This window comes from Paracoccus xiamenensis (assembly GCF_011308835.1).
GTDB lineage: Bacteria > Pseudomonadota > Alphaproteobacteria > Rhodobacterales > Rhodobacteraceae > Paracoccus > Paracoccus xiamenensis.
The window spans coordinates 52,429-65,613 of the sequence record NZ_JAAOHY010000008.1 but is presented as its reverse complement, the minus strand read 5'-3'; the positions used below and the strand labels follow the sequence as shown (position 1 = coordinate 65,613).

14 protein-coding genes are annotated in these 13,185 nt (G+C 62.5%); 6 read left to right on the top strand and 8 right to left on the bottom strand.

Going from position 1 to position 13,185, the window contains the following annotated elements:
- Window positions 1-210 precede the first annotated feature (210 nt).
- Window positions 211-609, top strand: coding sequence for an acyl-CoA thioesterase (locus G7044_RS15015; RefSeq protein ID WP_166330313.1), 399 nt, complete (start codon window positions 211-213; stop codon window positions 607-609).
- On the opposite strand, the gene G7044_RS15010 is transcribed toward G7044_RS15015, so the two are convergent.
- From G7044_RS15010 to G7044_RS15000, 3 genes are read right to left on the bottom strand one after another with little or no spacing between them, the layout of a single operon-like run.
- Entirely contained in the window at window positions 606-1,688 is a 1,083-nt protein-coding gene (locus tag G7044_RS15010; protein ID WP_166330311.1) for an ABC transporter substrate-binding protein, read from the bottom strand. The two genes, G7044_RS15015 and G7044_RS15010, sit on opposite strands and share 4 nt — an antisense overlap.
- On the bottom strand, window positions 1,685-3,079 hold the full coding sequence (locus tag G7044_RS15005; protein ID WP_207630320.1) for a sensor histidine kinase: 1,395 nt from the start codon (window positions 3,077-3,079) through the stop codon (window positions 1,685-1,687). The genes G7044_RS15010 and G7044_RS15005 overlap by 4 nt, the downstream gene beginning before the upstream one ends.
- The gene (locus G7044_RS15000; RefSeq protein WP_328803865.1) at window positions 3,063-3,728 is read right to left on the bottom strand and encodes a response regulator transcription factor; all 666 of its coding nucleotides are present in this window, start codon (window positions 3,726-3,728) and stop codon (window positions 3,063-3,065) included. Before G7044_RS15000 ends, G7044_RS15005 begins: the two co-directional genes overlap by 17 nt.
- Before the next feature lie 216 nt (window positions 3,729-3,944).
- Here G7044_RS15000 and G7044_RS14995 point away from each other — a divergent pair, with 216 nt between their 5' ends.
- The 4 genes from G7044_RS14995 (at window position 3,945) to G7044_RS14980 (ending at window position 7,392) form a co-directional block, all read left to right on the top strand.
- Window positions 3,945-4,904 (top strand): Bug family tripartite tricarboxylate transporter substrate binding protein, encoded by a 960-nt coding sequence (locus G7044_RS14995; protein ID WP_407947414.1) that lies wholly within the window; start codon window positions 3,945-3,947, stop codon window positions 4,902-4,904.
- A 76-nt stretch (window positions 4,905-4,980) separates the two neighbouring features.
- Window positions 4,981-5,412 carry a tripartite tricarboxylate transporter TctB family protein gene (locus G7044_RS14990; protein WP_166330305.1) on the top strand — a complete coding sequence of 144 codons (432 nt, stop codon included), beginning with the start codon at window positions 4,981-4,983 and terminating at the stop codon, window positions 5,410-5,412.
- Window positions 5,413-5,423: 11 nt separating this feature from the next.
- The gene (locus G7044_RS14985) at window positions 5,424-6,971 is read left to right on the top strand and encodes a tripartite tricarboxylate transporter permease (protein WP_166330303.1); all 1,548 of its coding nucleotides are present in this window, start codon (window positions 5,424-5,426) and stop codon (window positions 6,969-6,971) included.
- A gap of 148 nt (window positions 6,972-7,119) precedes the next feature.
- Complete coding sequence (locus G7044_RS14980; protein WP_166330301.1) at window positions 7,120-7,392, top strand: hypothetical protein; 273 nt, start codon at window positions 7,120-7,122, stop codon at window positions 7,390-7,392.
- Window positions 7,393-7,446: 54 nt separating this feature from the next.
- On the opposite strand, the gene G7044_RS14975 is transcribed toward G7044_RS14980, so the two are convergent.
- The 4 genes from G7044_RS14975 to G7044_RS14960 all read right to left on the bottom strand — a co-directional run bounded on the left by G7044_RS14975 (window position 7,447) and on the right by G7044_RS14960 (window position 11,321).
- Window positions 7,447-8,097 (bottom strand): L,D-transpeptidase, encoded by a 651-nt coding sequence (locus tag G7044_RS14975; protein WP_166330299.1) that lies wholly within the window; start codon window positions 8,095-8,097, stop codon window positions 7,447-7,449.
- A 183-nt stretch (window positions 8,098-8,280) separates the two neighbouring features.
- A complete protein-coding gene (locus G7044_RS14970) occupies window positions 8,281-9,768 on the bottom strand; it encodes a multicopper oxidase family protein (protein ID WP_166330297.1) in 1,488 nt (495 codons plus the stop codon).
- 72 nt (window positions 9,769-9,840) lie between these two features.
- Entirely contained in the window at window positions 9,841-10,188 is a 348-nt protein-coding gene (locus G7044_RS14965; RefSeq protein ID WP_268935445.1) for a DUF2946 family protein, read from the bottom strand.
- Between the two features lie 176 nt (window positions 10,189-10,364).
- Entirely contained in the window at window positions 10,365-11,321 is a 957-nt protein-coding gene (locus G7044_RS14960; protein WP_166330293.1) for an alpha/beta hydrolase, read from the bottom strand.
- Window positions 11,322-11,375: 54 nt separating this feature from the next.
- Here G7044_RS14960 and G7044_RS14955 point away from each other — a divergent pair, with 54 nt between their 5' ends.
- A complete protein-coding gene (locus G7044_RS14955; protein ID WP_166330291.1) occupies window positions 11,376-11,981 on the top strand; it encodes a TetR/AcrR family transcriptional regulator in 606 nt (201 codons plus the stop codon).
- Window positions 11,982-12,419: 438 nt separating this feature from the next.
- Here G7044_RS14955 and madM read toward each other — a convergent pair whose 3' ends face one another.
- The gene (gene madM, locus G7044_RS14950) at window positions 12,420-13,184 is read right to left on the bottom strand and encodes a malonate transporter subunit MadM (protein WP_166330289.1); all 765 of its coding nucleotides are present in this window, start codon (window positions 13,182-13,184) and stop codon (window positions 12,420-12,422) included.
- Between the last annotated feature and the right edge of the window lies 1 nt (window position 13,185).

Here is a 13,185-nt window from a genome sequence, read left to right as displayed (position 1 = left end):
TAACGCAAGCGGAACACGGCACGGCTGATTACCGATGACGGTGGATCTCGCCCATCGCTACAAGGCCGAAAAGGCCGAGCCGCGATCTGGAAAATGCCGTCTTTACCGTTTCCCTTTATGGACGCATGATCGGTTTGGCTGCCGGGATCGAAGATCACCTGAACCGCGGCACGAACATGGATACCCGAACTTCCGCCTCGCAGGTCGCTCATGTCATCTCATCCGGACCACCCAGACCGTCAGCCGGCAATCCGCACCGTCGCGATGCCGGCCGACACCAACCCCGCCGGGGATATCTTCGGCGGCTGGCTGATGAGCCAGATGGACCTGGCGGCGGGTAATCTGGCCGCCCTGACCTCGCACGGTCGCAGCGCCACCGTCTCGGTCGAGGCGATGCGGTTTCACGAACCGGTCAAGGTCGGTGACGAGGTTTCGCTTTACGCTAATCTCGAGGGGGTGGGCCGGACATCGATGCGGATCCATGTCGAGGCATGGCGGCGGCAACGCCACGCCAACGAAAGCCGCATCGTGACCGAGGCGACATTCACCTTTGTTGCCCTCGACCATAACGGCCGCCCGCGACCGGTCTATTCCGAAGGCGGCGACTAATCGCTGCTGGTCGCGCCGGCGAATGTATCGCGCCAGAATGACAGGAAATGAGCGCGCTTTTCCTTGTCCAGACCGACCAGAAGGACCGGTGACAGCGGGATCGGGCGCAGGATGGAATCATTGGCGGCGGGCACGTCCAGCCCGCTGGCGTCGCCGTCGGTGACATCGACATAAAGGTGACTGCGCGCCATGATCGCCCGCCCGGCCGGCGAAAGAAGATAGTCGAGGAATCGGCCAGCAGCGGCCGGATTGCGCGCCCGTCTGGGGATCAGCGCCCCGCGTGACAGGATCAGTGCATAGTCCTGCGGCACCACGATGGCCAGGTTCGGCGACCGCTCGGCTTGCGCCAACGCATAAGAGCCAAGCACGTTATAGGCCAGCAGGTATCGGCCGCTTGCAACGCCGTCGATGATTTCCGTCGAACAGCAGGTCGAGACCGCGCCCGACTGGGCAAAGGCTTCGGCCAGACTGCCGAAGCTGGTGGCCTGCTGGGCATCGACAAAGGCGAACAGATAACCCAGGCCCGATTCCTCAATATCGTAGGTGGCGACCATTCCGGCGAAACGGCTGTCCTCGGGGCGCAGCAGGTCGACAAGGTCAAACCGGGTCCGGGGCGCCTCGGCTTCCGGCACCAGTTCTCGGTTATAGACCATTACCGCAGGTTCACGGGTAATGCCGAACAATTCGCTGCGCCATTGAAATTCGTCCGGCAGAGACGCCGTCTGAGCCGAGCGATATGGCCGCGCGCAGCCGTCATTCACCAGCTTCACCTGCTGGTCGACCGCCGAACTGATCACCATGTCCGCCGAGAACCTGCCTGACAGGCAATCCTGCTGTGACTGTTTGAACAGGTCGTTTGAGCCCCATTGTTCATAGTCGATCCGAATGTCTGGGTTGGCCGTCACGAACCCGTCCAGCACCTCGTCGAAAAGGTCGATATCCGTCGTTGCCCGGACCAGCATCACCGCCGCCGCCTGCGGGTCGCCGAAACTTTCCGAGGCTTCGATCACCGGTTGGGCCGTCGCGCCGCCTGTCAGACAAAGTGCCAGCACCATCCCGGCAAGAGCACGCCCGATCATCGTGATCCTCGACCAGTGAGCGGCAGGACGATGGCGGCTTCGAAACCCGAGGGTTTGGCGTGGCGGAACTCCAGCACGCCGCGATGGGCGACGGCAACCGCATTCACGATGGCCAGCCCAAGCCCCGCTTTTTCGGCCGAGACGCCGCTTGACCGAGCATAGCGTGTGCCCGCTTCGGACCAGATTTCCTCGGGGATGCCGCTGCCCGCATCGCGTACGCCGATGCGCGCCCTGCCCGCCTGCGACGACACCGATATGACCACCGGTTCGACGCCATGGCGCAATGCATTGCCCGCAAGATTCTTGATAGCCTCGACCAGCGACAGCCTGTCACCATCGCAATGGACCGGGTCCTCGGGCAGGTCGAGGCCGGGCTGCGCCCGCGTGCCAAAGATCGAGTGGTCGATTTCCTCCACCGCGGCAATGGCGACGACCCGCAGATCCAGACGTTCAAGCGGTACCGCATCCGCGCGATGAATGATGAGCGCGTGATTAAGCAGCTGATCCGTCAGGTTCCCCAGATTGACCGAACGCGCCCTGATTCGCGCGGCGATCCGGCGGAGGGCCTCGGGGTCCCGTTCATCTGCGGCCAGCTCTGCCTGCGCGCGAAGCGCCGCGATCGGCGTGCGCAACTGATGCGAGGCGTCGGCGATCAGGTTCTGCATGACCTCTACCTGCCGGTTCAGCCGCGACATGAACCGGTTGAGCGTATCGACAAGGTTCGAGACCTCTTGCGGCACCGCGACATCAATCGGCGTCAGATCCTGCGCGGTCCTGCGACTGAACGCGGTTTCGATCCGGTTGATCGGCGCCAAGGCCGATCGCACTGCAAGCACGGCCAGCGCCGCCATCACAGCCGCGACCAATGCGACCACGATAAGCGCGTCACGGGTGATCTGCGTCGCCAGTTCAGTACGCGCCTGCAAGGTCTGCCCGACAAGCACCTGAACATTGCCGATATAGCCCGGCTCTGTCAGCGGGCGTTCCAGCCGGACGACCCGGATCGGCTCACCGGCGAATGTACCGCTGAAGAACTGCCGGCCGTCGACTGGTGGCCGCAACTGCCGATAGCCGGTTATCAGGTTCCCCTCGGCCCCATACACGGCATAGATGACGCGATCCTCGGGCGCGAGCGCCAGCAGCTCGAATGCGGAAACCGGCAGGTCGACCGAAACCCCATCATGCTGAAGCGAAACCGAGGTCGCGATCTGGCTGGCCGCACCCAGCAACAGCCGGTCAAAGGATTGCCGCGCCGCGCTGCGCGCATAGGTGAAGGCCGCGATGGCCACGGCAACGCCACCCAGCGCAAAGATCAGCGCAAACCCAAGCGCCAACCGCCGCGACAACGAATCGCGGGGCCGGCGTTCTTTCCGGTCAACTCTGGTCGACAAGCTGATAGCCCAATCCCCGCAAGGTGCGGATTGTCACCCGGCTCCGCTCCAGCTTGCGGCGCAGTCGTCCCATGTGAAGCTCGACCGTGTTCGTTCCCACCTGTTCGTCTTCAAAGGAATACATCCGCTCGAGTATCCGATCCTTCGACACCACCCTGCCGCGATTGCTGAGCATGATCTCCAGCAGGCTGAATTCACGGCGTGTCAGTGACACGGGTTCGCCCGCGATGTCGAGACTGCAACTCGCAGGATCGAAAACCAGATCGGCAAATTCGATCACACCGTCCGAATGCCCTGCGCCGCGCCGGATCAGGGCGCGGACCCGCGCCTCAAGTTCGCGCAGATCGAACGGCTTGACCAGATAGTCATCGGCACCGCGATCCAGCGCCGAAACACGTTCATCAATGCGGGTTCGCGCGGTCAGCATCAGGACCGGGGTCGGCTTGCTGGCCTTTCTGATCTCGGACAGCACCTCGGTTCCCAGACCATCGGGCAATTCGATGTCCAGGATGGCGACATCGTAATCCTGCACGGCGACCAGATCGCGCGCATCGGCCAGCGTGGCGGCATGATCGACCGCATCGCCCCTGCGCGACAGGGTCGTCGCAATCGCCTGGGCAACGTCCTCCGCGTCCTCGACCAACAACACACGCAAATCAACCGGCCTCCCTTCCGGCATCTTCAAAAGGATGTTGTTTGACTACAGTAGCTTACCCACCCCGCACAACAGGCATCTCTGAATGCGACAGTTTGACGACAGTTTCGGCTGATAGCCACCGGCCAGTTCCCCGCGCGGAGAGGGCACGGGGACCGTTAAATTCCGATGGGAGGAAAACTGATGATCAGAAAAGTCACTCTTGTACCGATGCTGGCCGTTGGCCTGCTGGCGGGCGGAATCGCACCGGCCGTGGCCTTCGAACCCGAGAAAACCGAATGCATCGCGCCGGCCAACCCCGGCGGCGGCTGGGATTTCACCTGCCGGCAATTCGGCAAGGTTGCGCAGGATCTGGGACTTATCCCCGGCACCATGCAGGTCGTGAACCTGTCTGGCGGCGGCGGTGGCGTGGCCTTTGCCGAGGTGGTCAACAAGCGCAAGGACAGCAACGACCTGGTCGTCGCCGCCTCGACCGCGACCGCGACCCGGCTGGCCCAGAATGCCTATCCCGGAAATACCGCCGATCAGGTGCGTTGGCTGGGCTCTGTTGGCGCCGATTACGGCGTGATCGCCGTTGCCGCCGACAGCGAGATCGAAACGCTGCCGCAGTTGATGGAGCAGATCAAGGCCGACCCGCGTTCCGTTTCCTTTGGCGGCGGCTCTGCCGTTGGCGGATGGGACCACCTGAAGATCCTGCTGACCGCCGACAAGGCCGGCATCGAAGATGTCCGGACCGTGAAATACATCGCCTTTGCCGGCGGCGGCGAGGCGATCACCCAGCTTCTGGCAGGCTCGCTGCAGGCCTATACGGGCGATCTGTCCGAGGCAAAGGGCTTTGTCGATTCGGGCGATATCAAGGTCATCGCCGTGCTGTCCCCGGAACGGCTGGAGGGTGAATTTTCAAAGTTCCCCACCGCCAAGGAACAGGGCATCGAAGCCGTCGGCGCAAACTGGCGCGGGTTCTACGCCCCGGGCGGGATGAGCGAGGACGCTTATGACTACTGGAGCAAGACCATCGCCGATCTCTATGCCAGCGATGAATGGCAGCAGGTCATGGAGACCAACGGTCTGGCGCCCTTGGGCATGACCGGCGACGAATTCCAGACCTATGTCCAGGCCTCGATCACCGAAATCGCCGACCTTTCGCGCGAAATCGGCCTGATTCAATAATTCACCACCAGCCATGCAGACAGATCCCGGCCAGCTTCGCCGGGATCTGTTCCATGCATGCCAGAAGGAGATCCCAATGAGCGATCGCATCTTTGGCGGGATCGGACTTGCTCTTGCCGTCCTCTTCGCCTTTCAAGCGACCCTGATCGAGGCCCCGTTCATCAGCGATGCGGTCGGTCCGTCGGTCTTTCCCATCATCATCGCCATGATCATGGGCCTGTCGTCTCTTTACTTCCTTTTCAAGCCCGACCCCGAACCGGCCTGGCCCCAATTCGGCCAACTTGCCGAAATCGGTCTCGCCGCCGCGGTGATGTTCGCCTATGCGCAGCTTCTTCCGGTTCTGGGCTTTGTCATCGCGACCATGTTCGCCGCCGGCTATCTGGCATGGCGCCTTGGCTCGAAGCCCATCGAGGCGGCGCTGGTAGGTATCGGCACCGCCGTCGGAATCTATGCCGTCTTCCACCTGGTCCTGGGCCTTTCGCTGGCCCGCGGTCCTCTTGGTTTCTAGGAGCCTGAGCCATGGAAATGCTTGCATCACTTGGTGACGGCTTCGCCGTTGCCCTGACCTTCCAGAATATCGGGCTGGCACTGCTGGGCTGTTTTCTGGGCACCATCATGGGCGCACTGCCGGGTCTTGGCCCGTCGAACGGCGTCGCCATCCTGATCCCGCTGGCCTTTACCCTGGGCCTTGGCGCGACACCTGCGCTGATCCTGCTGACCTCGGTCTATTACGGCGCCATGTATGGCGGGCGGATTTCGTCGATCCTGCTGAATATTCCGGGCGACGAACCCGCAATGATGACCTGTCTCGACGGTTATCCGATGGCGAAGAAGGGACAGGCGGGCGAGGCACTGGCCCTGTCCGGCATCGCCTCTTTCGTCGGTGCTTTCTTTGCGACTTGGGGCCTCGCCTTCCTGGCGCCGCAGTTGGTCAAGGTTGCGCTGCTGTTCGGTCCGGCGGAATATTTCGCGCTGTTCGTTCTGGCCTTCGCGACGCTTGGCGGGATCAGTTCGACCAATCAGGCGAAGTCAGCCTTTGCCGCCGCGCTTGGCCTTGGTCTGGCAATGATCGGCGTCGATACCCAGACCGGTGTGCCGCGCTTCACCTTCGGCGAGGTTCACCTGTATGACGGGATCGACTTCCTTGTCGCCATCGTCGGCCTGTTTGCACTATCCGAGGTGTTCATCTTCCTTGAACATCGCGGCTCGGCCAAGGATGCCACGACCGAAGAAAAGATCCGCGTCGGCCGCATCGTCCCGCCGTGGAGCATGGTAAAATCCTGCATTCCGACCATGGGCCGGACCTCGATCCTGGGCTTCATCGCCGGCGTTCTGCCCGGTGCCGGGGCTTCGCTGGGATCTTTCATCTCTTATTCGATGGAAAAGCGACTGGTCGACAAGGACGGCACCTTCGGCAAGGGCGATCCGCGCGGCGTGGCCGCGCCCGAGGCGGGCAACAACGCGGCCGCTGGCGGCGCGCTGGTGCCGATGCTGGCGCTTGGCGTGCCGGGTTCGGGCACCACGGCGGTTCTGCTGGCGGTGCTGCTGGCGCTGAACATCACGCCGGGGCCGTTGCTGTTCACGCAGAACCCGGATGTGGTCTGGGGCCTGATCGCGGCGCTGTTCATCGGCAACTTCATGCTGCTGGCGCTGAATATCCCGATGGTTGGTCTGTTCACCCGCGTCCTGATGGTGCCGCCGCGCATCCTGATGCCGATCGTTGCGATGATCTCCTTCGTCGGGATCTATGGCATCTCGGGCTCGACCTTCGACCTGACCGTGATGATCCTGTTCGGGATCGGGGGCTGGGCGCTGCGCAAGCTGGACGTGCCGCTGGTGCCGGTCATCCTCGGAACCCTGCTGGGCAACGAGATGGAGGTCAACATGCGCCGCGCCGTCAACATCGCCGATGGCGACTATACCGTGCTTGCCAGTTCCTGGCTGACGATCCTGCTTTGGACCATTGCCATCGTTGGCTTTGTCGTTCCGATGATTGCGGGCAAGCTGCTCAAGCGGCGGATGGCGCTGGCAAAGGCCGCCGGCGACGAGGCTGATCTGGTCGACTGAGAGGTGTCCATTGATAGGAAGGTTGCGCCAGTGAGCGATGAGGAACTTCGCGCCGTTCTGGTCTATAACGAAACTACGTGGCCCGGACGGCAGCGCGCAACCCGGGGTCCCATCACCAAACACACCAAACCGTACCAAGGAGTTCCCAATGCAGAAAAGAACCGCCGCAATCGCCGTGACGCTGTTCGTGCTTGCCGGATGCGCAGCCCAGACGCCCGACGTCGCAGTCGAGGAAGCCTCGCCTTATGCTATCCCGCCCGAGGTAATCGCCCTTGCAGGGCCGAACCAGGACCTGTTCTCGGCAGAGTTCGATGCAACGGATGGCTGCTATTGGTATTATCACGCCGGTCAGGTCGAAACGACGCGCGTTCCCCTGCGCGCGGCCAACGGTAACCAGATCTGCAACGCTCCGAGCGCCTGACATGGAAAGACCGCCGGGCACGCACCCGGCGGTCTGTCTTGGGCCCGCTGCGGCTCAGCTGACCGAAGTGACGCTGTCCTCGGCGGAATACAGATAGGCGGTCGAGCCTGTCGCAACGCTGGGATACAGGCTGTTGATATGGGCCATGACCATACGCACGCAGCCGGAACTGGCGCGGCTGCCGATCGAGGTTGGAAACGGCGTGCCGTGAATGCGCAGATAGGTATCGCGATCACCGAGATAGAGGTAAAGCGCGCGTGACCCCAGCGCGTTTTGGGGCCCGGGTTCCATGCCATCTTCAAATTGCGCGTAAACCTCGGGCTCACGCTCGATCATGTTCCGGGTCGGGGTCCAGTGCGGCCATTCGACCTTTCGCTGGATCGTATAGGTGCCCGGTTCGTACAGATCGCCCCTGCCGATGGCGACGCCGTAGCGCATCGCCGTGCCGCCCTCTTCGATGTGATAAAGATATCGCGCCACGGCATCGACGTGGATATCGCCGGGCACCAGCCCATCATTCGCGATGATCCGCTGTGGCAGGAAACGCGGGTGCAGGCCCCATGGATTGGGACCGCCGGCCTCGACCTCGGCATCCCATGCGGCTTTTTGCGCCGCGTCTGGCCAGCTTGATGCCATGATCGGACTGGCGGCAGAGGCGGCGAACAGTGCGGTTGTCGTCCGAATGAAATGGCGGCGTGTCAGCATGTGATTGCTCCTTGGATCGGTTCTTACTTCTGTTGGATGTGGCAACCGCAGAAGGATCTGCGATTGCCGAACGATAATGTCAGCGGACATCGACCTCGGTCGTCGCCGCAAGGACCACCGCCGGGGCGGCGGTGACAAGGCTGAGGATCGCGCGCCGCTGAAACAGGGCGCTCTGTCGCGGCCTCATGCCGACACCGCGAAAGTCGTCATCATGCCACTGGCAAGATGCGGCATGTGGTGACAGTGCAGCATCCATTCCGCCGCTTCGCCCGCATCCAGCGCCACCGTGACCATCGACATCGGCGGCACATAGACCGTGTCGCGCATCGCGCCGGGGAAACGTTGGCCATTGATCGCGACGACCTGGAAATGATGGCCGTGCAGATGCATCGGGTGGCCCATCATCGACATGTTGTGAAACATGATCTCGACCCGCTGGCCCGTTGTGGCCCTCACCGGAATCCGGTCCTCGAAGACACGGTCATTGATGGTCCAGCGATAGGGCTGCATCTGTCCGCCAAGCATCACCATCGGCGAGACATCCGCCGCGCGTTCTGCAAGGGGCGACACCGCTCGCAGCGCCGCCTCCTGCGCAAGATCGATGTCGAATGCCGGTGCCGCCTCATCCGCCATGCCAAGGATAACCGGCACCTCGGCGCCCGCCGTGGCCAGGATCAGGCCGGTTCGCTCATGCGCGCCCTCACGCAGCGCGAGGATCGGCCAGGCGCCACCACCAGCGGGCAGATCAAGCGCGATATCCAGCCGCTGACCCATGGCAACGCCAAAGCGCGTCCCCGGCAAGTCTTGCACCGGCTGACCGTCGACCGCGACAAGCCGCGCCGGAACCTCGCCGCTGTCGATCCAGAACACCGTCGCCGCAGCCCCGTTGACGACCCGCATCAGCACACGACCGCCCTTTTCGACCTGCACGATCTCTGGATCGTTCAGCGTGCGGTCATTCACCAGATAAGCGTCGAAATCGAAGTCGTTGAGATCCATCTCCATTCCGGCCATCCCCGGCATGGCCATCCCCTGCGGTCCGGTCATGGCCATGCCGCCGCCCATGTCATGGCCTGCATGGGGATCATCGGCCTGCGACTGCGCTGCCGCTGGCGGTTCGTCATGAGCCTTGGCCGACCGGATCTGTGAAAGTACCTCTTCAGGCGCGCGGAAAGAAAAGTCGTGCAGGAACATGGTAACCTCCTGCCGGTCGGCCCGCAGATCCTCTGGCCGTCGGACGATCAGCGGCGCAGCCAACAGCTGCATTTCTTGAATCGCGACATGGCTATGCATCCAATGCGTGCCTGCCGCGGTCTCGAAATCATAGGCGCGGGTCTCGCCCGGTTGCAGCAGGGGCATGGGCATGTCGGGAACACCGTCCTGAGTATTCGGCGGGATCTGTCCGTGCCAGTGAATGATCGTTGGCTCTGCCAGATCATTGGTCAGGTTCAACGAAAAACGTTGCCCGGGATCCAGCGTCAGCCCGGTCGTTCCGTTGCTGTTGATCAGCCCGAAAACGGTCGCCGCGCGGCCGTCGATATCAAGCGTACGGGTCGTGGCCTGCAGCCCAAGCGCAGCCGGCCGCGCAACGCTTCCTCGCGGCATTGCCAGGGTCGCTGCCATGGCAGCAGTTGCGGCCAGAAAGCCGCGGCGGTTCAGTCTGTTTGTCATGTATATTTTCCATCATGCCCCTTTGGGGTGAACAGTGTTCGGCACCTTGGAAAGGTGCGGCAAAGCAAGTGTTCAGATGGATTTCGGAGGACGATAGCCGGGGCCGACGCGGCGGCCTTCGTGCGTGACTGCCACAAGGCGCCACTTCAGTGACCGCTCTGTTTCGACCTGCACGATCTGCATGCCAGCGGTCCAGGGCGCGGGTGTGCCAAGGCACACGATCACACATGCGTCGGACATATCCTGCCGAGGGTTTGGACCCGACAGGTCATGATGCACACCCGCGACGGCGGAATCCGCCATCGAAGCGACGGCATGCTTGCCCGAGACCTCGGTCGCGCCGTCGCTCTGACCGTGTTGCATCATGCCCGCGAAAGCGAACAGGACAACAAGCAGTGCACATATCCAGCGGCGCAGCATTCGGATGAGTCGAAACCTCTACAGATAGCGCGACAGTAAGCAGGCGCGTCGCGCGGTGCAATTCACGGTGTGTTCAGCACACTGTCCGGGTGATGCGCGAGATCAAAAGCCGCCACGTCAAGCCGACGCGGCAGCCACGGGTCAGATCGACGCTTGTGGCTGCCCGCCCGGCCTCATTACGACGCGCGGCCCGCCAGTACGAAATCGAGGATCGCGTCATGCATCTGGGTCAGTCCCGGTTCTTCGATGGGATAGTGGCCCGCCTTTTCCAGCATCACCGTCTTCACCGGCACCTTGGTGATCCGGTCCAGGAACGGTTCGCTCAGTGACAGGGGCGTCCAATGGTCCTCGGCCGGTTGGGTCAGCAAAACCGGACAGATGTCGAAATCCTCGGGTTCGATGTCGAAATCGGGCTGCAGATAGCTTTGCAGGAAAGCAAGGCTGACAAGGTTGCCGGCCGAGGTTCGGTCCTTCAGGCAGGCGCGCAGCGCCGCCTTGTCATTGACCAGCGTCCGCATCTTGCTGACCAGCTTCATCGGAACCTTCAGCCCGCGCAGCCCCGGCGCCCGCCCCGCCAGCATGGCAGGCCCCGACATCCGCGCGACAATCGGCGCATAGGCCGTTTCGCGCGCGACCATGGGAATGCGCTGATCCAGAAAGGTCATGCCGATGATCCCGGCGACACGTTTCGACCTTGATGCGACGTGATAGGTCAGCATGCCCCCGGCGCTGAGACCATAGAGATAGATCGGCCGCGGATCACGCGCCAGTTCCGCCGCGACGAAATCGGTGCCCGCCTGCACCCAGTCGCCATAAGTCACCACCTTCCCCGGTGCCACGCGGGTCACGCCATAAGTCGGCATGTCGATGGCGACCGTCTCGATCCCCGATTGCGCCAGCGGGTGGCCGAGGATCGTTGACATCTGCCGCCCGTTGGTGCCGACCCCGTGGAACAGGATCACCCGCACCGGCGATTCCGGGCGAAGGTAGCGGTCGAGATGGATCTGGTGACCTTGCCAGTTCCAGATCTCTTCGGTCGGCAGATCGTTTTCGGTCAGTTGATAGCGCGGCGGCAGATGGGCCTGAATCTCGCGCCAGGCGGTCTGGTTCTGATAGCTGGGTTGGGTGTTCATCGGTTCATCCTTGAACGTTCAGTTACGATTCACTAAAGTCAACATATGTCGGATATGGATAAAAATCAACATTTGTCGGATATAGTGATTGCCGGGCTGGATGATCCGCCCCGGCAGGCACGCTCGCATGACCGGTTAAAGCAGGCGCTGGATACGGCAGAACGGATCATCGCCGAGCGCGGAACCGATGCGCTGTCCATTCCGGAAATCGAAAACATCTCGGGCGTGCCGCGCGCCGCGATCTACCGCTATTACCCCGACCGCGAGACGATGCTGGCGGGCATGGCATCCGCCGCGATGGAGCGGCTGGCCCAGTCAATCGCGGCCGCGACGCTGCCGGATGGCGCACGGGTCGAGGTGTTGGTCCGCGAGCTTCTGGTGCATGTGGTGGGCTTCTACAACGAAGACCCTGTTGCCAGTGCGTTGGTGTTCGGCGGGCCGTTCAATGATCGCGACCGCAAGTCACATGACCGCAAGACCGACAAGCTGATCGCCTTGATGAATAGCAAGCTGCCTGCGCACGTCAGCCCGTTGAAAATGGCGCTGGCAATCGAACTCGCCTTCGCGGTGCTTCGCTTCGGCTATTTTCGGGACGGCAAGATCCTGGCGAAGTTCGAGCACGAGGCAAACGCGGCCGTTCTGGCCTATCTGTCTGCCTGAAAAAAGTCACTGCGCTTCGGACACGGATGCGCGCCGCCGCAGATCATGGGTTGCGGGCAGGTCAGCGCAGCGACTTTGACGAACAGCCTGCGTCATGCGAACAAAGCGGACGCACGAAAACTGTCACCCGCGCCCCTCTTGACGCACAACCCAAGCATCGACGACGAGCGTCCGAAAGTTAGGCCGTGCCGGACGAAAAAAGCGCCGAACGCTACAGTTACGCAGCATAGTTCATCCTTGCGCATACCCATGTCGGCCGGGAAGATCATGTAAATCGCAACGGAACTGGCATATATTCGCGTGGACTTCGTGACGATGCGCATGATGCCGGGACGAACTCCGGTGCCACATTCGAATGAATGGTAGACGCGCAAACTGGCTTCTCGGCGCATCAAACGCGTCACCTAAAAGCCGAGTTCGCGCTGCCCTTCTTTTGCCTCAGCCGCCCATCACCCCGCGAATGAGGAAGTAGATCACCGACGGCCCCAGCAGGCAGCCAAGCCCGGTATAGAAGGTTGCCGTCATCGCACCGTAGGGCACCAACCGCTTGTCGGTCGCGGCAAGCCCGCCGGCGACGCCGCTGGTGGTGCCCATCAACCCGCCGTAAGCCATCGCGGCCTTGGGGTTGTTCAACCCGATCAGCGGCGCGATGAAAGGCGTGCCGATCATCACCAGCACCGATTTCACCAGACCCGCGGCAACCGACAGCGCCACAATCTCGCTTGATGCTCCAAGCGCCGTCCCCGTCACGGGTCCTACGATATAGGTCGCGGCACCCGCGCCCAGCGTAGTCATGCTGACGGCATCGGTATAACCAAACATCAGCGCAATGACCGCCCCCACGATGAAGGAGATGAAGATCCCCAGGATCAGCGACAGGACACCGACCAGGCCGGACCTGCGGATCTCGCCCAGATCGACGCCGTAAGCGGTCGAGACGATGGCGAAGTCGCGCAGCATCGCGCCGCCCATGATGCCGAGGCCCGCAAACAGCGGGATATCCGCCATGCCCTTGCTACCGCCCGTGAACAAGCCACCGATATAGGCCAGCACAAGCCCGGCGATGATCGCCACGGCAGAGCCGTGGAACCGGCCATTCGTCAACTTGTGCGAAAGGAAGTAGCTGGCCCACATCACCGCGCCGACCACCAGAAAGGCGAACAGCAGACCGTTCTTGATCAGGACTTCGGAAATCAGTTCCATA